Origin of the sequence: Ideonella sp. BN130291 (assembly GCF_036231905.1) — a bacterium.
GTDB lineage: Bacteria > Pseudomonadota > Gammaproteobacteria > Burkholderiales > Burkholderiaceae_C > CAMLIZ01.
Window position 1 is genome coordinate 527,346 of the sequence record NZ_JAZARE010000003.1, and the last position, 22,353, is coordinate 549,698.

Consider the following 22,353-nt stretch of genomic DNA (forward strand, 5'->3'; position numbering starts at 1 on the left):
GCGGCCGGGGTGGTTCGCGGGGTGCTAGCGGCGTTCTTGGCGACGCTATTCGCCTGTGCGGCGCAAGCCGCCCCGGTGCTGCGCGTGCTGGCGTGGCCCGGCTACGCCGACCCGGACATCGTCAAGCGCTTCGAAGAGCGGCACAAGGTCAAGGTGCAGGTGTCCATCGTCAGCTCGGACGAGAGCCTGTGGGAGCGGGTGAACGCCAACGGTGGTGGGGACGTGGATGTGTTCGCGGTGAACACCGCCGAGCTCAAGCGCTACGTGGATGGCGGGTTGGTGGTGCCGCTGAACCTGGGCAACATCCCGAACGCCCAGGCGCAGCTGCCGCGCTTTCGCAACCTGGCGGCCATTCCCAATCTCACCCATCAGGGACGGGTGTACGCCCTGCCCTACACCTATTCGGAGATGGGGCTGATCTACGACCGCAAGCAGGTGGCCACGCCACCCACCTCGATCAGCGCGCTCTGGGATCCGCGCTACCGCGGCAAGGTGCTGGCCTTCGACACCGGCAGCCACAACTTCTCCATCGCCGCGCTGGCGCTGGGCCGGCCCAACCCGTTCCAGATCGACGATGCGAGCTACGACGAGGTGGTGCGCCATCTCGTCGCCCTGCGCCGCAACGTGCTCACCTTCTACAGCCTGCCGGAAGAAGCGGTGGAACTGTTTGTCGGCCAGCACGTGGCGCTGCTGTTCGCCAACTACGGCACCCAGCAGGTGCAGCAGCTGCGCAAGGCGGGCGCCGACATTGGCTATGTGATTCCGCAGGAAGGTGCGCTGGCGTGGCTGGACTGCTGGACCATCACGCGCGGCGCACGCGACAAGGTGCTGGCCGAAGCCTGGATCAACCACATGCTGGAGCGTTCGGTGGGCGAAGCGCTCACCGAACGCCAGGGCCTGGCCAACACCGTGGTGGCGCCGGCCGGGGAGGACCGCAACAGCAAGATCCTCTGGCTGGAGCCGGTGGAAAACGCCGAGCGCCGCACGGCGCTGTGGACGCGCATCATGTCCGGCGCCCGCCCCGAAACACTGGTGAACGGCAAACGATGAAGCTCGGCCTGCGTGCCCGCCTGGCGCTGCTGCTGGCCGCGTTCGGCGTGCTCGCCAGCGGGCTCACGGGGCTGTATGCCTACCGGCAGGCGCGCGCGCTGCTCGTGCAGGCCGCCGAGCGCGACCTGCTCACCACCACGCAGATGTTCAGCCACCGCCTGGCCGGTGTGTTCAACCGCATCGGGGCCGACGCACGCGAGGCGGCGGGCCTGCAGCTGACGCACGAGATTGCGCTGCAGCCCGCCAGCAGCACCGAGCTCAGCGCTCGCCTGGCCGACAACTTCCGCGCCATGCTGGCCACCAACCCGCGCTACTTGCAGGTGCGGTTGATCGCCGCCGGCCACCACGGCCTGGAGCTGGTGCGGGTGGACCGCGATGGCGCCGGCACGGTGCGCGTGCAGGGCGAAGCGCTGCAGGAGAAGGCGCACTACCCCTATGTGTTCAATACCCTGCAGCTGGCCGAAGGCGAGGTCTTCCTTTCCAAGATCGGCATCCACCACGAGGCCGGCTCGCATGCCGCGCTGAACCAGCCCACCCTTCACGTGGCCAGCCCGGTGGTGGCGCCGGACGGCACCAAGCTCGGCATCGTGGTGATCGGCACCGACGTCAGCCGCATCTTCGCGGACCTGCGCACCGACCTGCCGGCGTACCTCAAGCTCTTCCTGGCCAATGAATGGGGCGACTTCCTCATCCATCCCGACGCCTCGCAGGCCTTTGCCTTCGACCAGGGCCGGCGGGTGCTGATGCAGGACACCTTCCCCGAGGTGGCTCCGCTGCTGCGCGCTGGCGGGGCGCCCCTGCTGGCGCAGGCCACCCTGGGCGAAGGCAGCGACGCGCAGGACGTGCTGGGCGCCTTCGTGCGCTTCCGGCTCGCGCCCGATGCACGCGGCGGCCATGCGCTGCTGGGCATTGCCGAGCCGCTGGGCGAGATCCTGCAGTCCACGCACGTGCTGGCCCGCACCACGGTGCAGATCGTGCTGGCCTTGAGCGCGGTGGCGGTGCTGCTGGCCATGCTGGCGGCCCGCCTGGTGACGCGCCCGCTCAAGCAGATGACACGCGAGATGCAGCGCTTTTCCAGCGAGCGGCTGGTGGGCGATCTGCCGGTGCAGCGTGGCGACGAGATCGGCGAACTCGCGCGCGGCTTCCACCAGATGCAGCAGAACGTGCGGGCCTCGATGGCGGAGCTGCAGGCCAGCCGGGAGCGCCTGGCCGACCAGGCCCGACGCGACCCCCTCACCGGGCTGCACAACCGGGTGTCCTTCATCGAGCGCCTGGAATACGCCATCGCCGGCGCCCGCCGCAACCGCCACGCGCTGGCGCTGCTGTTCGTGGACCTGGACCGCTTCAAGCTGGTGAACGACCAGCACGGCCATGCCGTGGGCGACCGGGCGCTGGTGCACGCGGCGCGCCTGATGAAGGCCACGGTGCGCGAGGCCGACACGGTGAGCCGGCTGGGTGGCGACGAGTTCGTGATCCTGCTGGACAGCCTCACCGACGAGCGTGATGCCGGCCGCGTGGCCCAGGCGCTGATCGAGCAATTCAACGAGCCGATCATGGTGGGCGACATTGCGATCCGCATCGGCCTGTCGATCGGCATCAGCATGTTTCCCGACGATGGCACGGACGTCAGCTCGCTGATGCAGCGCGCCGACGAAGCGATGTACCACTCCAAGAGCGGCTCGGGGAACCGGTACAGTGTGTTCGGGAGCTTATGAAAAGGGAAATGAGATGAGCACTGGCAACATGGAGCGCGTGCTGCGCATGATGGCCGAGAAGAACGCCTCGGACGTCTACCTGTCGGTCAACACGCCGATCCTGATCAAGATCAATGGCCAGATCCTGCAGGTCACCGATCAGCCGCTCACGAACGCGCAGCCACGCCAGCTGCTGGCCGAGCTGCTCACGCCCACCCAGCTGGAAGAGCTGGACGACACCGGCGAGCTCAACGTCGGCGTGGGCATTCCCAAGGTGGGCAGCTTCCGCTTGTCGGCCTTCAAGCAGCGCGGCTCCATCGCCGCGGTGTTCCGCTGCATCCCTTTCCAGATCCCCACGCTGGAGTCGCTGAACCTGCCGCAGATCCTGAGCACCCTGGTGCTCGAAAAGCGCGGCCTCATCCTGATGGTGGGCGCCACCGGCACCGGCAAGAGCACCACGCTGGCGGCCATGCTGGAGCAGCGCAACCAGCAGATGGGCGGCCACATCCTCACGATCGAGGATCCGATCGAGTTCCTCTTCACCAACAAGAAGTCGGTGATCAACCAGCGCGAGGTCGGCCGCGACACACAGAGCCTGCAGATCGCATTGAAAAACGCGCTGCGCCAGGCGCCCGACGCCATCCTCATCGGCGAGATCCGCGACCGCGAGACCATGACCTCGGCGATCTCCTACTCGCTGTCGGGCCACCTGGTGCTGGCCACCCTGCACGCCAACAACAGCTACCACGCGCTCGGCCGCATCCTGTCGTTCTACACGCCGGAATCGCGGCCCGCGCTGCTGTCGGACCTGTCCTCCGGCCTGCGCGCGGTGATCTCGCAGCGCCTGGTGCGCTCGGCCTCCGGCGGGCGCATTCCGGCGGCCGAGGTGCTGCTCAACACCAAGCTGATCGCCGAGATGATCGAGCAGAGCGATTTCAGCGGCATCAAGGAGGCGATGGAGAAGTCGCTGGCCGAAGGCTCGCAAACCTTCGAGCAGGACCTGGCTCGCCTGATCACCGCCGGCCTCATCACCCGCGAGGAAGGCCTGGCCTTCGCTGATTCGCCCACCAACCTGATGTGGCGCCTGCAGAACGACATGACACCCGCCTCGCGCGTGCCGCCCAAGAAGGAAGAGCCCGATCCGGCCTCCTTCACCGAGATCACGCTGGACGTGCCGTCCGAAGACCCACGCTCCACCCGCGCCGGCCGCCTCACCCAGCCGGGCGGCCTGGGGCAGCCGGGGCGTGTGCGCCAGTGAGCCCCGGCACCTTGCAGCTGGTGGAGGCGCTGATCGCGCGCCGCTCCATCACCCCCGACGATGCAGGCTGCCTGGCGCTGATCACCGAGCGCCTGCAGGCCGCCGGCTTCCACTGCGAAACGCTGGTCTGCGGACCGGACGATTTCCGTGTCACCAACCTCTGGGCGATCCGTCGGGGCACACGGCCCGGCCCCACCGTGGCTTTTGCGGGCCACACCGACGTGGTGCCCACCGGCCCGCTGGCCGAGTGGCACAGCGATCCCTTCGTGCCTTCGCATCGCGGTGGCCGCTTGTACGGCCGCGGCGCGGCCGACATGAAGACCTCCGTCGCGGCGATGGTGGTGGCCGCGGAAGAGTTCGCGCAGCGCCATCCGCAGCATGCTGGCGCGGTGGCCTTCCTGCTCACCAGCGACGAAGAAGGCCCGTCGGTGGACGGCACCGTGCGGCTGTGCGAGCTGCTGCAATCGCGCGGCGAGCGCCTGCACGCCTGCATCGTCGGCGAGCCCACCTCGGTGGACCAGCTGGGCGACATGATCAAGAACGGCCGCCGCGGCACCTTGTCGGGCAAGCTGGCGGTCAAGGGCATCCAGGGCCACATCGCCTACCCGCAGCTGGCGCGCAACCCCATCCACCAGCTGGCGCCTGCGCTGGCCCAACTGGTGGCCACGGAATGGGACCAGGGCAACAGCTACTTCCCACCCACCAGCTGGCAGGTGTCCAACATCCATGCAGGCACCGGCGCGGGCAATGTGATCCCGGGCGAGGTGGTGGTGGATTTCAACTTCCGCTTCTGCACCGAGTCCACGCCCGACGAGCTCAAGCGCCGGGTGCATGCGGTGCTGGACAGGCACGGCCTGGAGTACACGCTTGCGTGGACCCTGGGCGGCGAGCCTTTCCTCACGCCGGTGGGCACGCTCAGCGAAGCCCTGAGCGCAGCGATCCGCGCGGAAACCGGCGTCACACCCACCCTGTCCACCACCGGCGGCACCTCCGACGGCCGTTTCATCGCCAAGCTCTGCCCGCAGGTGGTGGAGTTCGGGCCGGTGAACGCCAGCATCCACAAGATCGACGAGCATGTGGCGGTGGACGCGATCGAGCCGCTGAAGAACATCTACCGCCGCACGCTGGAGGCGCTGCTCGCATGAGCGGCGTCCGCTCCTGGAGCGTGTGATGAGCGTGATCGAGCTCATCAACGCCATGGCGGCCCGTCTGGACGAAGCCGGCGTGTCCTTCGGCCATGGCACCACCAACGCCTTCGACGAAGCCGCGTGGCTGGTGCTGTGGCAGCTGGGACTGCCGCTGGACGACCTGGACACGGTGGCCGAGCGTGCGCTGGATGCGGCCCAGCAGCAGGCGGTGGCCGCGCTGGTCGAGCAGCGCATCGCCACCCGCCGGCCCGCTGCCTACCTGACGCGCGAGGCGTGGCTGCAAGGGGTGCCCTTCTACGTGGACGAGCGCGCCATCGTGCCGCGCAGCCTGATCGCCGAACCGCTGGCCGATGGCACCCTGGACGCCTGGCTGTCCGAGCGCACCCAGCGTGTGCTGGACCTGTGCACCGGCAACGGCAGCCTGGCCGTCCTGGCGGCGCTCGCCTGGCCGGAGGTGACGGTGGATGCGGCCGACCTGTCGGCCGACGCACTGGCGGTGGCCCGCATCAATGTGGACAAGCACGCGCTGGCCGAGCGCATCCGGCTGCACCAGGGCGATGGCCTCGCTGCGGTGCAAGGCCGCTACGACCTGATCCTGTGCAACCCGCCCTACGTGAACGCGGAGTCCATGGCCGCGCTGCCGCTGGAGTTCCAGGCTGAACCCGAGATGGCGCTGGCGGGTGGCGCGGACGGCATGGACTTCATCCGCACCCTGCTGCGCGACGCACCGTCCCGCATGAGCGAACAGGCCGTGCTGGTGCTGGAGATCGGCCACGAGCGCGAGCACTTCGACCGCGCGTTCCCGCGACTGGAGGTGGTGTGGCTGCCCACCAGCGCGGGCGACGACCAGGTGCTGCTGGTCACGCGCGAGGCGCTGGTGTCTTAAGGCTTGGCGGTCTTCGCCGCCTTGGCGAAGAAGGCGTACACGTCGCCCTCGTTCATGCTGCGGGCATCGGCCAGCTCACCGGCGCGGGTGGCGTACAGCACCTTGTTGTCGGGCGACACGATCACCGCGGCCGGGATGCCCTTCTTGATCGGGTTGCCGTATTGCGCCGCCAGGTCGAGGTTGCGGTTGAAGTTGCCCACGTCCACCTTCACCACCTCGAATTCCTGCGCCAGCAGCTCGGCGTTCTTGCCCGACTTCACTGCCGTGTCCAGCGCGCGGCAGTCCTGGCACCAGTTGGCGCCAAAGATCACCAGCACCGGCTTCTTCGCGGCCTGGCCCCTGGCCAGCGCCCGCTTGAGCTCGACCTTGGCATCGGCGGCTTCGTTGTAGGGCAGCTCGGCGGCGTGCACACCGGCGGCGATCAGCAGGGCGGCGATGAGGGAAAAGCGTCTCGTGATGGTCATGTTCAAAGCCCCAGTCGGTCGAGTTTGGGTTTTTCGTAGACGGCGTCCTCGGCAGGGTAGCGCAGGCCCGGGCGCTTGGCCCGCTTGGCCACGGCCCAGATCACGCTTTCGCCCGCGGGCAGGCTGTCGATGTGGCGGCGGTACAGGGGGTCGTCGAAGGCCTCCTCCGGAGTCACGATGGTCCAGCCGCGCTGGCGGAACATGCGGATCACGTCCGGCAGGAAAGTGGCGTTGATCTCGCTGGTGTGCAGCAGCATCACATGCCTGGGGCTGCGGCCCAGCAAACGCTGCGCCAGCGCGTCGTAGTACAGCGCCCGGCCCCACAGGTGCGCCAGGTAGGCCTCGCGGAACTTCCCGATGTCGGCCTTGGGATGGCGCGCGCGCCAGGCGACGAAGCGCTCGTTGTAGTACCAGTCGCTGGTGTCCACGCTCACCGGCGCGCTCTGGTAGCCGTGCAGCGCCATCCAGTCGCGCACGCCGTCGCGCTTGTCCGCGGTGTCGCCTTCCTTGAGGTACGGAAAGCGCAGGCGCCTGGTCCAGCCGGGCAGGTGCCCCAGCAGCGCCTCGGCGGCCTGCACATCGGCCGTGAAGGCGGGCAGGCTGACACGCGGCGACGCGAGGCTGCGGTGCGAATAGGTGTGGTTGCCGATCCCATGGCCCCGCTCGCTCCAGGCCGCCACCAGCGCCATGCCCTCGGGGCTGTCCACCACCTTGCCGGCGGGGAACAGCATGGCCTGCACCCTGGCCTCGTCCAGCGCCTGCAGGATGGCGGCGTTCCACTGCGCCGCCTGCGGCTGGGTGCGCGGGTCCAGGCCGTCGTCGAAGGTCAATGCCAGGCTCTGCGCCGCCGCCACGATGGGCAGCGCAAGCAGCAGCCCCAGCCACCAGCGTTTCATGGTCACAGCACCTTCCGCTCGATGTAGGGCCGCGCCTGCAGCAGCACGACCCGGCCCGCGCCGTCGATCGCCCATTCGATGTCCTGGTCCACGCCGCCCAGCAGCGACTTGAGCTGGAGGCCCACGCCGGCGAGCGAGCGCACCGCCGCTTCGCTCAGCACGTCGTGGCCCGGCGCCACCGCCCGCTCCACCACGCCGCCGGCGCCGTCCAGCTTGAGCTCCGCGTCTTCGCCCGACCGCGACAGGCGCCGCACGGCGCCGCTGCGGGCGTCGAACATCGATTGTTCAGCCACCCGCCGGCCTTCCACCACCTTGATGCCGATGCCGCGCTTGGCCGAGACCACCACCGCGCCCCGGTGCGTGGCATCGAACGGGTCGCGCGTCACCATCACGCCGGAGCTCACCGAATCGACCGCCCGCTGCACGAACACGCCCATCACGACCTGGTCCCAGCCGATGCCGGCCTGGCGCCGCGCCTCGAAGGCCTCGAAGTTGAACACCGAGGCCCACACGGTCTTGACGGCCTGGGCGATGTCCTCTGCGCGGGTGACGTTGGGCACGGTGGAATACAGTCCGGCACCGCTGAAGCGGGCCAGGTCTTCGGAATTCGACGAGCTGCGCACGAACACGCCCGCGCCGCCCAGTTGCTGCTGCCACTGGGCCGCCCAGGCCGCGGCGGCAGCGCTGTCCACCGGCAGGGCCAGCAAGTCCTGGCGCAGCTGTTCCAGGGCCTGGCGCCGCACGGCCCGGCTGCGTTCGAAACGATCGGTGGCCAACGCTGCGGCAATGCGCTGGGTCACCACCGGCTGGCGCATGAAGGCAGCGTAGTGGGCAAAGGGAATGCAGTAGCCGTCGGGCACCGGCGCCACCCCGGTGAGCCGGCCCGCACGGCGCGCGGCGTCGATCACACCCAGCCGGGCCGCCTTGCTGCCGCAGGCGCTGGTGCTGCCCGCGCGCAGCGCCGCCAGCGGCAGCAAGCCGGTGGTGGCGAGGTCGGGCTGTCGCAGCACCGCCGAGCGCGGTGCACCGCGTGGCGCCGGGCCGGCCTGGCGCACAGCCGGCTCCACGCTGTAGCCGGTGTCGGTGACCTTCAGCGTCACCCACTGGCCCTCCAGGCCCTGCAGGCGCGCGGAGGCGTCCTTCACATAGGCGTTGGGTATGCCCCAGCCCTTGACCAGCAGGTTCACATGCGACAGCACGGTGGACGGTTTTTCGGTCAGCACGCCGGCCACCGGCGGAATCGACAGCGGCACCTCGCGCAGCACCACGATGTCGGTGGGCTCGATGTCGTCCTCGGTGTCGCTGTCGATGTCGGCCACCAGGCGCAGGCGGCCGGTGGTGCTGCCGGTGTTCAGCGGCAAGAAGCTGCGGCCAGCCAGCAGTTGGGCTTCGGTGATCGCCGGCACGGCGGCCGACAGGGCCACGCTCTCCTGCTGGGCGGAGTTGGCCTTGAACACCAGCGGCGCAAAAAATCGGGGAGCCAGCGTGTCCTGCACCAGCTGCAGGATCTGCGGCGTGGTCTGGTCGCCCTCCCAGAACTCGAAGGTCCACTGGCGCAGATCGGGCTGCCAGCCGAGGGTGCCCAGCACGAAGCGGCGTTCGGGCCGGGTGTAGTAGCCCGCGAGCGTGGAGTGGTCGAGGTTGGGCGCCAGGTACTGCGCGCGCAGAAAGTCCTCATGCAGGCCGTAGCGCTGGCCGTTGACGATGTACAGCCGGTTGGCCCGCGCACGGTCGATCACGAACAGCGTGTGCACGATCGCCCGCTCGGTGCCTGGGTTGTAGACCCGGGCCATGCGCTCGAATTCCGCCCGGCTGCGCACCTGCTCCGCAAAAGCTGGCTGCCGCACGCCCCGGCTGGCGGGCACCATGGCCGCGCCACGCCGCTGCGCGCTGAACACCGACGGCTTTTCCGCGAGCTGCGCGGCGGCGGCCGCCGGCAGGCCACAGGCCGCGGCGAGGAGAAGTCGAAACAGAACCGTCATGTCTTGGGATGGGCAGGCTTGTCGATGCGTTTGCCCGCACGCGGGCGGTGTTTCAGCCCGGGCAGTTCGGCGTCCACCGCCTTCACCTCGCCCGCGCGGGCCGCATCGTAGCCGGGCAGCTCGTTCACCGCCTTGCTGAAGGCGGGGTCGCGCAACACGCGCAGCAGGTCCTGCACCAGGGGCGACTCCAGCGCAGGCCGCCGGCACAGCAAAAAATAGTTCTCCGTCTGCAGCGGCAGGAACTCCAGGCGGAAGCGCCGCGCCGGTGTTTCCACCCCCAGCCCGGCATCGGCCATGCCGCTGGCCACGTAGGCCGCCACTGCCGCGTGCGTGTATTCGCATTGCGTGTAGCCGGTGATGCGCGAGCGGTCCACCGCCTCGTGCGCCAGCATCAGGTCCAGCAGCAGCCGGGTGCCGGAGCCCTGCTGGCGGTTGATGTAGCGCACGCCGGGCCGCGCCAGGTCCTTCAGGCTGTAGATGCGCTTGGGGTTGCCGGGCGCCAGCATCAGGCCCTGGCGGCGGGTGGCTACGTGGATGACGCAGTGCTCGCGCCGGTCCAGCCAGCGGCGGTAGTACTCCACCACCGGCTGTTCGTAGTTGCCAATGGGCACCGGAAAGCCCGACACGTCGCACTCGCCGGCATGCAGCGCCACCACCGCCTCCTGGCTGCCCACGTACTTCAGGTCCACCGGCACCTGCGCCTTGGTGAGCAGCTCATGCAGCTTTTCCACCGCGAAGCCATGGTTGGCCTGGATGCGCAGCAGCGCGGGGACCGCGGACAGCACCTTCTCGATCTCCACTTCGAGCTCCGAGGCCAGGCTGTCCAGCATGGGCGACAGGCGGGCGGCGATGCGCCGGTCGGCCCACACCAGCTTCTCGGCCAACGGCGTCAACGTGGAGCCCTTGCCTCGCTCCATGCGCAGCAGCGGCGCACCGAACAGCGCCTCGCCCTGGCGCACCAGCCCCCAGGCATGGCGATAGGAGGTGCCCGCGTGCTGGCAGGCCGACAGCAGGCTGCCATCTTCATGCACCTGCACCAGCAGGTCCACCAGCCGCGGCACGAGGGTGCCGCCAGTGGGATGCCGGATCGTCCACTGCGGCTTGATCGTGACGGCGTGTCTCATGCGTCTGCACCGGTATATAGGCTGGAAACAGCATATGGCCTGGGCCCGCCGGCTCATATTGAGCCCAGGGCCGTTGCCCGATAGATTGAGTATGGGCCGCCAGAGCCCTTTATGTCACTCGGCGCATATACCAAGCGCCTGACCCATGAACAGGAGACAAGACCGATGTCCAGCGTGATGGCCAACCCTGCCCTGGCGCCTGCGCCCGGCGGCTCCGGTTTCCTCGACAAGGAGCGCACGATCGCGGCGCCCGGCTTCAGCCGATGGCTGGTGCCGCCCTGCGCCCTGGCCATCCACCTGTGCATCGGCATGGCCTATGGCTTCTCGGTGTTCTGGCTGCCGCTGAGCAAGGCGCTGGGCATCAAGGAAGCCATCGCCTGCCCCAAGGACGCGGGCTTCCTCACCGAGCTGTTCACCACCCACTGCGACTGGAAGATCTCCACGCTGGGCTGGATGTACACGCTGTTCTTCGTGTTCCTCGGCTGCGCCGCCGCCATCTGGGGCGGCTGGCTGGAACGGGCGGGTCCGCGCAAGGCCGGCGTGGTGAGTGCGCTGTGCTGGTGCGGCGGCATGGTGCTGTCGGCCATCGGCATTCAGCTGCACCAGTTCTGGCTGATGATCCTGGGCTCCGGCGTCATCGGCGGCATCGGCCTCGGCCTGGGCTACATCAGCCCGGTGAGCACCTTGATCAAGTGGTTCCCCGACCGCCGCGGCATGGCCACCGGCATGGCGATCATGGGCTTTGGCGGCGGCGCGATGATCGGCTCGCCGCTGGCTGCCGAGCTGATGAAGCACTTTGCCGGCCCCACCGACGTGGGCGTGATGCCCACCTTCCTGGTGATGGCGGCGCTGTACTTCGTGTTCATGATGGGCGGTGCCCTCGGCTATCGCGTGCCGCCCTCGGGCTGGAAGCCGGCCGGCTGGACGCCCAAGGCCACGCAGGCCAACGCGATGATCACCCAGCGCCATGTGCATGTGAAAAAGGTCTGGGGCATTCCGCAGTTCTGGCTGGTGTGGATGGCGCTGTGCATGAACGTCAGCGCCGGCATCGGCGTGATCGGCATGGCCAGCCCGATGCTGCAGGAGGTGTTCGGCGGCAGCCTGATCGGCGTGCCGCAGCGATTTGCCGATCTGGACAAGGCGCAGTTGGCCGCGATCGCCGGCGTGGCCGCCGGTTTCGCGGCGCTGCTGAGCTTGTTCAACATCGCCGGCCGCTTCTTCTGGGCCAGCCTGTCGGACAAGCTGGGCCGCAAGCTCACCTACGTGGTGTTCTTCGTGCTGGGCGGGCTGCTCTATGCCAGCGTGCCGGGCAGCGCGATGGCCGGCTCCAAGCTGCTGTTCGTGGCGGCCTTCTGCATCATCCTCAGCATGTACGGCGGCGGTTTTGCCACCGTGCCGGCCTACCTGGCGGACCTGTTCGGCACCCAGATGGTGGGCGCCATCCACGGCCGGCTGCTCACCGCCTGGGCCACTGCCGGCATCCTGGGGCCGGTGGTGGTGAACTACATGCGCGAATACCAGCTCGGCATGGGCATCCCGCGCGAGCAGGTCTACAACCAGACCATGTTCATCCTGGTCGGCATGCTGGTGGTGGGCCTGCTGTGCAATCTGATGGTGCGGCCGGTGGCGGACAAATGGTTCATGAGCGACGCCGAGCTGGCGGAGGAAAAACGCCTTGCCCACGAGCGCTCGCTGGCCACGGACACCGGCATGGCCGGCACCGCGACGGCTGCCGCCAGCAGCCCGCTGCTGGTGCTTGCCGCCTGGGCCGCCGTGGGCATTCCGCTGGCCTGGGGTGTGTGGCGCACACTCTTGAGCGCTGCCAAGTTCTTCCACTGACGCAACCTTCTTTTTTTCCGCGTGACCTCCACCACCTTGCTGCCCCCCGAAACGCTGGCCACCGTGCGGCGTGTGATCGCCGAACGCCGCCACCTCGACGGCGCGTTGCTGCCCATCCTGCACGGCGTGCAGGACGCTCTGGGCTTCGTGCCGCCCGAGGCGGTGCCCGAGATCGCACAGGCGCTCAACCTGTCGCGTGCTGAAGTGCATGGCGTGGTCACCTACTACCACCACTTCCGCCAGCGGCCGGTGGCCGGGCCGGTGCTGCAGGTGTGCCGGGCGGAATCGTGCCGGGCGATGGGCGGGGAGGCGCTGCTGGCGCATGCCCGCGCGGCCGGGCGCTGCACCGTGGAGCCGGTGTACTGCCTCGGTCTGTGTGCGCAGTCGCCGGCGGTCATGCTCGATGGCCGGCCTCATGCGCGCGTCACGCCGGAGCGGCTGGATGTGCTGCTGGCGCAGGCGGGGAGTGCAGCATGACCGGTGTCGTGACGGTGTGGGTGCCACGGGACGCCGCCGCGCTCGCGGTCGGTGCCGACGAGGTGGCCGACAGCATCGCGGCCCAGGCCGCGGCGCGCGGGCTGGCAGTGCAGCTGCGCCGCAACGGGTCGCGCGGGCTGATGTGGCTGGAGCCGCTGGTCGAGGTGGAAACACCCGCCGGCCGCGTGGCCTACGGGCCGGTCAGTGTGGGCGACGTGGCCTCGCTGTTCGAGGCGGGTTTCCTCGGCGGCGGCGCACATCCGCTGGCCCTGGGCCACACCGACAGCATTCCGCTGCTGGCGCGCCAGCAGCGCTTGAGCTTCGAGCGTGTCGGCCTCACCGACCCGCTGTCGCTGGCCGACTACCAGGCGCATGGCGGCTGGCAAGGCCTGGCGCGTGCCCGCTCGCTGGCGCCGCCGCAGATCGTGCAGCAGGTGCTGGACTCCGGCCTGCGCGGGCGCGGCGGAGCCGCCTTTCCGGCCGGCATCAAGTGGCGCACCGTGGCGCAGGCGGCCGCGGCGCAGAAGTACGTGGTCTGCAATGCCGACGAAGGCGACTCCGGCACCTTCGCCGACCGCATGCTGATCGAGGGGGACCCTTTCCTGCTGATCGAGGGCATGGCGATCGCCGCGCTGGCGGTGGGCGCCAGCAAAGGCTTTGTCTACCTGCGCTCGGAATACCCGCATGCCATCGCCACGCTGGAGCAGGCGCTGCAGCGCGCGCGCGAGGCCGGTGCGCTGGGCGCCAGCTTCGACATCGAGGTGCGTGTGGGCGCCGGCTCCTACGTGTGCGGCGAAGAAACCGCCATGCTGGAAAGCCTGGAGGGCAAACGGGGCGTGGTGCGCGCCAAGCCGCCGCTGCCGGCGATCAGCGGCCTGTTCGGGCAGCCGACCGTCATCAACAACGTGCTCACCTTCGCCGCGGTGCCCACCATCCTGGCCCGGGGTGCGGAGTTCTACGCCGGCTTCGGCACCGGGCGCTCACGTGGCACCCTGCCCTTTCAGCTGGCGGGCAACGTGCGGCGCGGTGGCCTCTTCGAGCTGCCCTTCGGCGTGACGCTGCGCGAGCTGGTGTTCGACATCGGCGGCGGCACCGCCAGCGGCCGGCCGGTGAAGGCCATCCAGGTGGGCGGCCCGCTGGGCAGCTATGTGCCGCCGCACCAGTGGGACGTGCCGCTGGACTACGAGGCCTACACCGCCATCGGCGCGGTGCTGGGCCACGGCGGCGTGGTGGTGCATGACGACACGGCCGACATGGCGGGCTTGGCGCGCTATGCGATGGAGTTCTGCGCGGCCGAGAGCTGCGGCAAGTGCACGCCCTGCCGCATCGGCTCGGTGCGCGGCACGGAAGTCATCGACCGTATCGTGGTGAACCGGCAGCGCCCTGAGCAACTCCAACAGGTGCAGCTGCTGCGCGAACTGTGCGACACCATGCTGCACGGCAGCCTGTGCGCCATGGGGGGCATGACGCCCTATCCGGTGCTGTCGGCGCTGGACCATTACGCCCAAGATTTCGGAATAGCCCCATGAGCCTGGACCACGACATCGACTACGGCACACCGCGGCGCGACTCGGCCGACACGGTCACCCTGGAGGTCGACGGCCGCAGCATCACCGTGCCGGCCGGCACCTCGGTGATGCGCGCGGCCATCGAGGCCGGCCAGGGTGTGCCCAAGCTCTGCGCCACCGACAGCCTGGATGCCTGGGGCTCCTGCCGGTTGTGCCTGGTGGAGATCGAGGGCCGCAAGGGTTACCCGGCGTCCTGCACCACGCCGGCCGAAGCCGGCATGAAGGTGCGCACCCAGAGCGACAAGCTGCAGTCACTGCGCCAGAACGTGATGGAGCTGTACCTGTCGGACCATCCGGTCGATTCGCTCGAAGGCGCGGCCAACGAGATGCACGACATGGTGCAGAAGATCGGCGTGCAGGAGGTGCGCTATGGCTTTGCCGGCGCCAACCACCTGGATGCGCAGAAGGACGAATCCAACCCCTACTTCGCCTACGACCCCGCCAAGTGCATCGTGTGCAACCGTTGCGTGCGCGCCTGCGAGGAAACGCAGGGCACGTTCGCGCTCACGATCGAAGGCCGCGGTTTCGAGTCGCGCGTGTCGGCCAGCCAGCATGAGTCCTTCATCGACAGCGAGTGCGTGAGCTGCGGCGCCTGTGTGCAGGCCTGCCCCACCGGCTCGCTGCTGGAAAAGAGCGTCATCAGCCTCGGCATGCCGAGCAAGAGCGTGGTCACCACCTGTGCCTATTGCGGCGTCGGCTGTGGCTTCAAGGCCGAAGTCAAAGGGGAGCAAGTCATCCGCATGACGCCCTGGAAGGACGGCAAGGCCAACGAAGGCCATGCCTGTGTGAAGGGCCGCTTCGCCTGGGGCTACGCCACCCATGCCGACCGCATCACCACGCCGATGATCCGCAAGAAGATCACCGACCCGTGGACCGAAGTCAGCTGGGACGAAGCCATTGCCTATGCGGCCGGCGAATTCAAGCGCATCCAGGCCCAGCACGGGCGCGGCGCGGTGGGCGGCATCACCTCGTCACGCTGCACCAACGAAGAAACCTACCTGGTGCAGAAGCTGGTGCGTGCGGCTTTCGGCAACAACAACGTGGACACCTGCGCCCGCGTCTGCCATTCCCCCACTGGCTATGGCCTCGGCCAGACCTACGGCACCTCCGCCGGCACGCAGACCTTCAAGTCGGTGGAAAAGGCCGACGTGATCCTGGTGATCGGCGCCAACCCGACCGACGCCCACCCGGTCTTCGCCTCGCGCATGAAGCGGCGGCTGCGCCAGGGCGCCCGGCTGATCGTGGTGGACCCGCGCCGCATTGACCTGGTGAAGTCGCCCCATGTGCGGGCCGACTTCCACCTGCAGCTGCAGCCGGGCACCAACGTGGCCGTGATCACCGCGATGGCGCATGTGGTGGTCACCGAAGGGCTGCTCGCGGCCGACTACATCGCCGAGCGCTGCGACGACAAGTCGTTCCAGCAGTGGCGCGAGTTCGTGGCCCGGCCGGACAACTCGCCCGAGGCGATGGAGGCCGTTACCGGCGTGCCGGCGGCCGAGCTGCGCGGCGCGGCGCGGCTGTACGCCACCGGTGGGAACGCTGCCATCTACTACGGCCTGGGCGTGACCGAACATGCCCAAGGCTCCACCGCCGTGATGGCCATCGCGAACCTCGCCATGGCCACCGGCAACGTGGGCCGCGAGGGCGTGGGCGTGAATCCGCTGCGCGGCCAGAACAACGTGCAGGGCTCCTGCGACATGGGTTCGTTCCCGCATGAGCTGCCGGGCTACCGCCACATCAGCGACAGCACGGTGCGCGCCGACTTCGAAGCCGCCTGGGGCGTGACGCTGGACCCGGAGCCCGGGCTGCGCATCCCCAACATGTTCGACGCGGCCCTGGACGGCAGCTTCAAGGGCCTGTACTGCCAGGGCGAGGACATCGTGCAGTCGGACCCCAACATCCAGCACGTGGCCAGCGCATTGAGCGCGATGGAATGCCTGGTGGTGCAGGACATCTTCCTCAACGAGACCGCCAAGTACGCGCACGTGTTCCTGCCCGGATCGTCCTTCCTGGAAAAAGACGGCACCTTCACCAACGCGGAGCGCCGCATCTCGCGCGTGCGCAAGGTGATGGCGCCGCTGGCCGGCCTGGCCGACTGGGAGGTGACGCTCAGGCTTGCCGAGGCGCTGGGCTACCCGATGCACTACGAGCACCCCTCGCAGGTGATGGCCGAGATCGCGGCGCTCACGCCCACCTTCCGTGGCGTGAACTACGAGAAGATCGACCGCCTGGGCAGCGTGCAGTGGCCCTGCAACGACAGCACCGACGAAGCCGGCACGGCCATCATGCACATGGGCCACTTCGTGCGCGGCAAGGGCCGTTTCATCATCACCCAGTACGTGGCGAGTGAAGAAAAGGTCAACCGCAAGTACCCGCTGCTGCTGACCACCGGCCGCATCCTCAGCCAGTACAACGTGGGCGCGCAGACCCGCCGCACGCCCAACAACCTGTGGCACGACGAGGACAAGCTGGAGATCCATCCGCATGACGCCGAGGAGCGCGGCATCCGCGACGGCGACTGGGTGGGCATCACCAGCCGCGCCGGCGACACGGTGCAGCGCGCCATGGTCACCGAGCGGGTGGCGCCCGGGGTTGTCTATACAACCTTCCATTTCCCGGAAAGCGGCGCCAACGTGATCACCACCGACGCCTCCGACTGGGCCACCAACTGCCCCGAATACAAGGTGACCGCGGTGCAGGTGATGAAGGTGGCCCAGCCCTCGGACTGGCAGCAGCGCTACAGCCGCTTCAACCGCCAGCAGCTGGATCTGCTCCGGCAGCGGCACCACGCACCGCACGGCGACGTGCCGGCGAAATGAGCCCGCGGGCATGACACGCGACCCGGTACCCGGCGCGGTGGCCGTGCAGGTGCGCGGCTGTCATGCCGGCAGCGTGGAGTCCACGCACGACTGGGTGGCCGACGAAGTGCCGGTGGCGCTGCAGTACAACGGCATCTCGCATGCGGTGATGCTGGCCTCGCCGCTGGACCTGGAAGACTTTGCCTACGGCTTTTCGCTCAGCGAAGGCCTGGTGGACACCCCGGCCGATGTGCATGGCGTGGATCTGCAGCACACGCCGGAAGGCCTGGTGCTGGAGATCGAGATCACCAGCCGCTGCCTGGCGCGCCTGAAGGACCGCCGCCGCACCCTGGCCGGGCGTACCGGCTGCGGCCTGTGCGGCACCGAGAGCCTGGCGCAGGCGCTGCCCGCCATGGGCCAGCCGGTGCAGGCCTTTCGCATCCAAGCCGCCGCGGTGGGACGCGCGATGCAGGCGCTGCGCGGCTCGCAAACCCTGCAGGCCGCCACTGGCGCCACCCATGCCGCTGCCTGGTGCACGCCTGAGGGCGACCTGGCCCTGCTGCGGGAAGACGTGGGCCGCCACAATGCGCTGGACAAGCTGATCGGCGCGCTCGCCCGTGCCGGTGCACCGGCAAGCACCGGTTTCATCGCCGTGACCAGCCGTGCAAGTTTCGAGATGGTGCAGAAGGCCGCGCGTGCCGGCGTGGGCCTGCTGGCCGCCATCTCCGCCCCCACCGCGCTGGCGGTCCGCAGCGCCGAGCAGGCCGGGCTGTGCCTGGTCGGTTTTGCCCGCGGCGACGACTGGGTGGCCTACAGCCACACCGACCACCTGAGCCCATGAACCCTGACCGCCTGATCCACATGGCCAACAGCATCGGCGACTTCTTTGCCGCCATGCCCGATGCCGACGAAGCCCGCAACGGCATCGCCACCCACATCCGGAAGTTCTGGGATCCGCGCATGCGGCGCGCGATGTTCCAACACATCGACCAAGCCGCCGAGAGCGGGTTGCACCCCCTGGTGTTGCAGGCCCTGCAGCAGCATCGTGGTGAGTTGCTGCCGCTGGAGACCTCATGATGCGTTTGCACGTTCTGGCCACCGGGCTGGCCCTGTCGCTGACAGCGCTGGCCTGCCCCGCGCAACCCAAGCTCGGCTGCACCGACACACCACACCGCCAGTTCGACTTCTGGGTCGGCCAATGGGACGTGACGACGCCCGACGGCAAGCCCGCCGGCACCAACCGCATCGAATCCATCGCCCAGGGCTGCGCCCTGCTGGAACACTGGGAAGGCCGCGGCGGCTTCTCCGGCAAGAGCCTCAACACCTACGACGCCACCGACCAGCGCTGGCACCAGGAATGGGTGGACGCCGCCGGTGGCCGCCTCAGCCTCACCGGCGGCTGGTCCGGCAGCCAGATGGTGCTCGAAGGCACCCTGCCGGACGACAAGCAGCCGGGCCGGCTGGTGAAGCAACGCATCAGCTGGACCCCGCAAACCGACGGCAGCGTGCGCCAGTTGTGGCAAACCTCGGCCGACGACGGCAAGAGCTGGGACGTCGCCTTCGACGGCAAGTACGTCCGGAAGAAGTAGTCCCACACGATAATCCCCCCTTCGCCCGGGCTGCACCCTCCTCTGCACCTTCCTCTGCACCTTCCTCTGCGCGTCCCTCCAGCCCTTCTTGCGCCGCGTCCAGCGGCCGCAGCCCAGGTCTTGCGCGGATCCGGCTCCGCCGGTCCGCAGCAAGGGCCCCCTCGGGGGGCAGCGACCAAAGGGAGCGTGGGGGCTCGAACACTCCATGATCACGCTCAAGAACATCACGCTGCGCCGCGGCACCAAGGTCGTGCTGCAGAACACCAGCGTGACACTCAACCCCGGCGAGAAGATCGGCCTGGTGGGCCGCAATGGCGCCGGCAAGTCCTCCCTCTTCGCGCTGCTCACCGGCCGGCTGCATGCCGACGCCGGCGACTTCGACATCCCGGCACGCTGGCGCATCGGCGAAGTGGCGCAGAACATGCCCGAAACCGAGGACGGCGCCACCGACTTCGTGCTGCAGGGCGACATCCCGCTGCAGGAGGCGCAGCAGGCGCTGGCGGCGGCCGAAGCCTTCGGCGACGGCCATGCGATCGCCGACGCGCACGTGCTGCTCGAAGAAGCCGGCGTGTTCGATGCCCGCGCCCGCGCGCAGGCGCTGCTGCTCGGCCTGGGTTTCAAGCCGCTGCAGCTGGACGCGCCGGTGAACAGCTTCTCCGGCGGCTGGCGCATGCGGCTGCAACTCGCGAGGGCGCTGATGTGCCCGGCCGACCTGCTGCTGCTGGACGAACCCACCAACCACCTGGACCTGGACGCACTGGTGTGGCTGGAGGCCTGGTTGCAGCGCTACGCCGGCACGCTGTTCATCATCAGCCACGACCGCGAGTTCCTGGACGCGATCACCAAGGTCACCTTGCACCTGGACGACGCCCAGCTCATGCGCTATGGCGGCAACTACTCCACCTTCGAGGAGATGCGCTCCGAGCGGCTGAGCCAGCAGGCCAGCGCCTTCTCGCGCCAGCAGGACAAGATCGCGCAGCTGCAGCGCTTCATCGACCGCTTCAAGGCCAAGGCCAGCAAGGCCAAGCAGGCGCAAAGCCGGGTGAAGGCACTGGCCCGCATGGAAAAGATCGCGCCGGTGCTCACCGCCAGCGACTTCTCCTTCGAGTTCCGCGAACCGGCGAACCTGCCGAACCCGATGCTCTCGTTCCGCGACTTGTCATGCGGCTATGACAAAACGGTGATCGTGCGCGACGTCAGCCGCAGCGTGCTGGCCGGCCAGCGCATCGGCGTGCTGGGTGCCAACGGCCAGGGCAAGTCCACGCTGGTGAAGACCATCGCCCACATGCTGCCGCCGCTGGCCGGCACCCTCACCGAGGGCAAGGGCCTGGCGATCGGCTATTTCGCGCAGCAGGAGATGGACGTGCTGCACGGTGACGACACACCGCTGCAGCAGATGGTGCGGCTGGCCAAGGAGGTGAGCCCGCAGGCGCGCGAGCAGGAGCTGCGCGACTTCCTCGGCCAGTTCCGCTTCGTGGGCGACATGGTGCACCAGCCGATCGGCTCGCTGTCGGGCGGTGAGAAGGCGCGCCTGGTGCTGGCCACCATCGTCTGGCAGAAGCCCAACCTGCTGCTGCTGGACGAGCCGACCAACCACCTGGACCTCACCACCCGCGAGGCGCTGTCGATGGCGCTCAACGAGTTCGAAGGCACGGTGATGCTGGTGAGCCACGACCGCGCCCTGCTGCGCGAGGTGTGCGACGAGTTCTGGCTGGTGGCCGGTGGCGGCGTGCAACCCTTCGATGGCGACCTGGACGACTACCAACGCTGGCTGCTGGAGCAGGCGCGTGAAGCGGCGCGAGCCGCCACGCGCGAGGCCAAGGAAGTGCGCCAGGCGGCAGCCCCGGTCGCCAAGGGCTCGGGCCAGCGTGACGACCGCAAGGCCCAGGCCGCGCAGCGGCAGAAGCTGGCCGACCAGGTGAAGCCGCTCAAGAGCGAGCTGAAGAAGGTGGACCAGCGCATGGCGGCCGCGGCGGCCGAGCGCACCACCGTGCTGGGTTTGTTGTCCAGTGCCGGCCTGCTGGCGTCCGAACGCGCCGACCACGGCAAGCGCCTGAAGGCGCTGGAGGACGAGATCGAGGCGCTGGAGGCGCGCTGGCTGGAGATCAGCGAAGCGCTGGAGCAGCTGGGGCAGCCACCCGCCTGAACGCCGAGGCTAACTGGTGGCGCTCCAGAGAAAGCCCACCGTCCCCAGCAGCGCCGCGCAGGCCACCGCCACCGTGGCCAGCTTCACCGGATGCAGCCGGCTCCACAGCAGCAGGCCGGTGACCGACAACACGATCATGCCGCCGGCGATGGTGTCGGCCAGCAGCACCCAGAAGGCCGTCACGCCGCTGGCGGTGTGCAGCCGTGTGAGCACGCCGATGGCCGTGGCATCCTGGGTTTCCAGCTTCACGAACCGGTTGCCGATGTAGTACTCCGCCATCACCGTCCGGTGCGGCGCGTGCCAGTTGAAGGTCCAGCGTTCGGGCTGCTGCACGGTCTGGTCGCCCCACACCACACCCCGCGGCGGGTCCACCTTCACCCGGGCCGGCGGTGTGTCGAAGGCCACTTGCGACTGCAGCCAGGCGGCCATCTGGTCCGCGCGCTCGAAGCCATGTTCCGGCGTGCGCAGCTGCGCGGTGCTCTGCACCATCTTCTCCACCGGGATCTTCATGACCGCGCGGTGGTTCATCAGGATGCCGGTGGCGCCGAACAGCAGGCCCAGCGCCGCACCCCACAGGCCCACATAGAGGTGGATCTTGCGCAGCCAGCGCACGAACAAGGCGCTGCGCCGGTGCGCGCGCTGTGCGGGCGTGGGGGCCGCCGCCGGCCGGTCCAGTACGGCACTCATCGCGTAACCTCCGTGCTTCGCACTGCGGTGCCAGCGCCTTCGGGCGGCCGGGTGGCGCTCATGGCTGGCTCCACATGCGCAGCAGGTTGTGATAACAGCCGGTGAGCTGCACCCGGGTCGCTTCGTCGGCCCTCGTTTGCGCCAGGCGCTGGAGGCACGTGTCCAGGTCGAACAACAAGGTGCGCTGGCCTTCGTCGCGCACCATGCTCTGCACCCAGAAGAAGGACGCCAGCCGTGCGCCGCGCGTGACCGGCTCCACCCGGTGCAGGCTGCTGGAGGCATACAGCACCAGGTGGCCGGCGGGCAGCTTGATCGAGTGCACGCCGTAGGTGTCTTCGATCAGCAGCTCGCCGCCGTCGTAGTCCGCCGGGTCGGCCAGGAACAGCGTGGCCGACAGGTCGGTGCGCAGGCGCTCGGCGCTGCCGGGGATGAGCCGCAGCGCGTTGTCCACATGCGTGCCGAAGGTCTCGCCGCTTTCGTATCGGTTGAACATCGGCGGGTACACCCGGCCCGGCAGCGCGGCGCTGATGAACAGCGGATGCCGCTCCAGTGCGCCGAGGATGATGTCGCCCAGCTCCCGCGCGACCGGAGAGCCCTCGGGCAGCTGGCGGTTGCGCTTGACCTGCGCGCCCTGGTGGCCGGCGGTGGCCAGGCCGTCCACCCACTCGGCGGCAAGCAGGCGAAAGCGCGCGAACTGCACCTGTTCGGCGGTGAGCACGTCGGGGATCTGGACGATCATCGTCAGCC

The 22,353-nt window shown here is 69.1% G+C and carries 19 protein-coding genes; 13 read left to right on the forward strand and 6 right to left on the reverse strand.

What is annotated here, in order from left to right; all coding sequences use genetic code 11:
• Nucleotides 1-36 precede the first annotated feature (36 nt).
• From VPH43_RS08735 to prmB, 5 genes are read left to right on the forward strand one after another with little or no spacing between them, the layout of a single operon-like run.
• Complete coding sequence (locus VPH43_RS08735; protein ID WP_328577287.1) at nt 37-1,050, forward strand: extracellular solute-binding protein; 1,014 nt, start codon at nt 37-39, stop codon at nt 1,048-1,050.
• Nucleotides 1,047-2,765 (forward strand): diguanylate cyclase domain-containing protein, encoded by a 1,719-nt coding sequence (locus VPH43_RS08740; protein WP_328577288.1) that lies wholly within the window; start codon nt 1,047-1,049, stop codon nt 2,763-2,765. The genes VPH43_RS08735 and VPH43_RS08740 overlap by 4 nt, the downstream gene beginning before the upstream one ends.
• 13 nt (nt 2,766-2,778) lie before the next feature.
• Nucleotides 2,779-4,002, forward strand: a complete 1,224-nt coding sequence (locus tag VPH43_RS08745; protein WP_328577289.1) for a PilT/PilU family type 4a pilus ATPase — start codon at nt 2,779-2,781, stop codon at nt 4,000-4,002.
• Nucleotides 3,999-5,147, forward strand: a complete 1,149-nt coding sequence (dapE, locus tag VPH43_RS08750; RefSeq protein ID WP_328577290.1) for a succinyl-diaminopimelate desuccinylase — start codon at nt 3,999-4,001, stop codon at nt 5,145-5,147. The genes VPH43_RS08745 and dapE overlap by 4 nt, the downstream gene beginning before the upstream one ends.
• Nucleotides 5,148-5,172: 25 nt before the next feature.
• On the forward strand, nt 5,173-6,036 hold the full coding sequence (gene prmB, locus VPH43_RS08755) for a 50S ribosomal protein L3 N(5)-glutamine methyltransferase (protein WP_328577291.1): 864 nt from the start codon (nt 5,173-5,175) through the stop codon (nt 6,034-6,036).
• On the opposite strand, the gene VPH43_RS08760 is transcribed toward prmB, so the two are convergent.
• From VPH43_RS08760 to VPH43_RS08775, 4 genes are read right to left on the reverse strand one after another with little or no spacing between them, the layout of a single operon-like run.
• Nucleotides 6,033-6,500 (reverse strand): thioredoxin family protein, encoded by a 468-nt coding sequence (locus tag VPH43_RS08760; protein WP_328577292.1) that lies wholly within the window; start codon nt 6,498-6,500, stop codon nt 6,033-6,035. The genes prmB and VPH43_RS08760 overlap by 4 nt on opposite strands.
• 2 nt (nt 6,501-6,502) lie before the next feature.
• Nucleotides 6,503-7,396: a polysaccharide deacetylase family protein gene (locus VPH43_RS08765; RefSeq protein WP_328577293.1), complete on the reverse strand. Its 894-nt coding sequence runs from the start codon at nt 7,394-7,396 to the stop codon at nt 6,503-6,505.
• A gap of 2 nt (nt 7,397-7,398) precedes the next feature.
• Nucleotides 7,399-9,378, reverse strand: coding sequence for a PEP/pyruvate-binding domain-containing protein (locus VPH43_RS08770; protein WP_328577294.1), 1,980 nt, complete (start codon nt 9,376-9,378; stop codon nt 7,399-7,401).
• Nucleotides 9,375-10,502, reverse strand: coding sequence for a substrate-binding domain-containing protein (locus VPH43_RS08775; protein ID WP_328577295.1), 1,128 nt, complete (start codon nt 10,500-10,502; stop codon nt 9,375-9,377). The genes VPH43_RS08770 and VPH43_RS08775 overlap by 4 nt, the downstream gene beginning before the upstream one ends.
• Before the next feature lie 165 nt (nt 10,503-10,667).
• Here VPH43_RS08775 and VPH43_RS08780 point away from each other — a divergent pair, with 165 nt between their 5' ends.
• The 8 genes from VPH43_RS08780 to VPH43_RS08815 all read left to right on the forward strand — a co-directional run bounded on the left by VPH43_RS08780 (nt 10,668) and on the right by VPH43_RS08815 (nt 20,919).
• On the forward strand, nt 10,668-12,341 hold the full coding sequence (locus VPH43_RS08780) for an OFA family MFS transporter (protein ID WP_328577296.1): 1,674 nt from the start codon (nt 10,668-10,670) through the stop codon (nt 12,339-12,341).
• A 21-nt stretch (nt 12,342-12,362) separates the two neighbouring features.
• Nucleotides 12,363-12,818: an NAD(P)H-dependent oxidoreductase subunit E gene (locus VPH43_RS08785; protein WP_328577297.1), complete on the forward strand. Its 456-nt coding sequence runs from the start codon at nt 12,363-12,365 to the stop codon at nt 12,816-12,818.
• Nucleotides 12,815-14,347, forward strand: coding sequence for a formate dehydrogenase beta subunit (locus VPH43_RS08790; protein WP_328577298.1), 1,533 nt, complete (start codon nt 12,815-12,817; stop codon nt 14,345-14,347). Before VPH43_RS08785 ends, VPH43_RS08790 begins: the two co-directional genes overlap by 4 nt.
• Nucleotides 14,344-17,205 carry a formate dehydrogenase subunit alpha gene (gene fdhF / locus VPH43_RS08795; RefSeq protein ID WP_328577299.1) on the forward strand — a complete coding sequence of 954 codons (2,862 nt, stop codon included), beginning with the start codon at nt 14,344-14,346 and terminating at the stop codon, nt 17,203-17,205. Before VPH43_RS08790 ends, fdhF begins: the two co-directional genes overlap by 4 nt.
• 10 nt (nt 17,206-17,215) lie before the next feature.
• Nucleotides 17,216-18,025: a formate dehydrogenase accessory sulfurtransferase FdhD gene (fdhD, locus tag VPH43_RS08800; protein ID WP_328577300.1), complete on the forward strand. Its 810-nt coding sequence runs from the start codon at nt 17,216-17,218 to the stop codon at nt 18,023-18,025.
• Entirely contained in the window at nt 18,022-18,261 is a 240-nt protein-coding gene (locus VPH43_RS08805) for a formate dehydrogenase subunit delta (protein WP_328577301.1), read from the forward strand. Before fdhD ends, VPH43_RS08805 begins: the two co-directional genes overlap by 4 nt.
• On the forward strand, nt 18,261-18,773 hold the full coding sequence (locus tag VPH43_RS08810; RefSeq protein ID WP_328577302.1) for a hypothetical protein: 513 nt from the start codon (nt 18,261-18,263) through the stop codon (nt 18,771-18,773). The genes VPH43_RS08805 and VPH43_RS08810 overlap by 1 nt, the downstream gene beginning before the upstream one ends.
• A gap of 205 nt (nt 18,774-18,978) precedes the next feature.
• Entirely contained in the window at nt 18,979-20,919 is a 1,941-nt protein-coding gene (locus VPH43_RS08815; RefSeq protein WP_328577303.1) for an ABC-F family ATP-binding cassette domain-containing protein, read from the forward strand.
• Between the two features lie 9 nt (nt 20,920-20,928).
• Here VPH43_RS08815 and VPH43_RS08820 read toward each other — a convergent pair whose 3' ends face one another.
• Both VPH43_RS08820 and VPH43_RS08825 read right to left on the reverse strand, forming a co-directional pair.
• Entirely contained in the window at nt 20,929-21,606 is a 678-nt protein-coding gene (locus tag VPH43_RS08820) for a PepSY-associated TM helix domain-containing protein (RefSeq protein WP_328577304.1), read from the reverse strand.
• 58 nt (nt 21,607-21,664) lie between these two features.
• A complete protein-coding gene (locus tag VPH43_RS08825; protein WP_328577305.1) occupies nt 21,665-22,345 on the reverse strand; it encodes a Fe2+-dependent dioxygenase in 681 nt (226 codons plus the stop codon).
• Between the last annotated feature and the right edge of the window lie 8 nt (nt 22,346-22,353).

What these genes read in the sequence shown, in the direction of transcription:
- VPH43_RS08740 (WP_328577288.1), top strand. Translation starts at nt 1,047, where the DNA reads ATGAAGCTCGGCCTGCGTGCCCGCCTGGCGCTGCTGCTGGCCGCGTTC.
- VPH43_RS08745 (WP_328577289.1), top strand. Translation starts at nt 2,779, where the DNA reads ATGAGCACTGGCAACATGGAGCGCGTGCTGCGCATGATGGCCGAGAAG.
- prmB (WP_328577291.1), top strand. Translation starts at nt 5,173, where the DNA reads ATGAGCGTGATCGAGCTCATCAACGCCATGGCGGCCCGTCTGGACGAA.
- VPH43_RS08760 (WP_328577292.1), bottom strand. Translation starts at nt 6,500, where the DNA reads ATGACCATCACGAGACGCTTTTCCCTCATCGCCGCCCTGCTGATCGCC.
- VPH43_RS08765 (WP_328577293.1), bottom strand. Translation starts at nt 7,396, where the DNA reads ATGAAACGCTGGTGGCTGGGGCTGCTGCTTGCGCTGCCCATCGTGGCG.
- VPH43_RS08770 (WP_328577294.1), bottom strand. Translation starts at nt 9,378, where the DNA reads ATGACGGTTCTGTTTCGACTTCTCCTCGCCGCGGCCTGTGGCCTGCCG.
- VPH43_RS08775 (WP_328577295.1), bottom strand. Translation starts at nt 10,502, where the DNA reads ATGAGACACGCCGTCACGATCAAGCCGCAGTGGACGATCCGGCATCCC.
- VPH43_RS08780 (WP_328577296.1), top strand. Translation starts at nt 10,668, where the DNA reads ATGTCCAGCGTGATGGCCAACCCTGCCCTGGCGCCTGCGCCCGGCGGC.
- VPH43_RS08790 (WP_328577298.1), top strand. Translation starts at nt 12,815, where the DNA reads ATGACCGGTGTCGTGACGGTGTGGGTGCCACGGGACGCCGCCGCGCTC.
- fdhF (WP_328577299.1), top strand. Translation starts at nt 14,344, where the DNA reads ATGAGCCTGGACCACGACATCGACTACGGCACACCGCGGCGCGACTCG.
- fdhD (WP_328577300.1), top strand. Translation starts at nt 17,216, where the DNA reads ATGACACGCGACCCGGTACCCGGCGCGGTGGCCGTGCAGGTGCGCGGC.
- VPH43_RS08805 (WP_328577301.1), top strand. Translation starts at nt 18,022, where the DNA reads ATGAACCCTGACCGCCTGATCCACATGGCCAACAGCATCGGCGACTTC.
- VPH43_RS08810 (WP_328577302.1), top strand. Translation starts at nt 18,261, where the DNA reads ATGCGTTTGCACGTTCTGGCCACCGGGCTGGCCCTGTCGCTGACAGCG.
- VPH43_RS08815 (WP_328577303.1), top strand. Translation starts at nt 18,979, where the DNA reads ATGATCACGCTCAAGAACATCACGCTGCGCCGCGGCACCAAGGTCGTG.
- VPH43_RS08820 (WP_328577304.1), bottom strand. Translation starts at nt 21,606, where the DNA reads ATGAGTGCCGTACTGGACCGGCCGGCGGCGGCCCCCACGCCCGCACAG.
- VPH43_RS08825 (WP_328577305.1), bottom strand. Translation starts at nt 22,345, where the DNA reads ATGATCGTCCAGATCCCCGACGTGCTCACCGCCGAACAGGTGCAGTTC.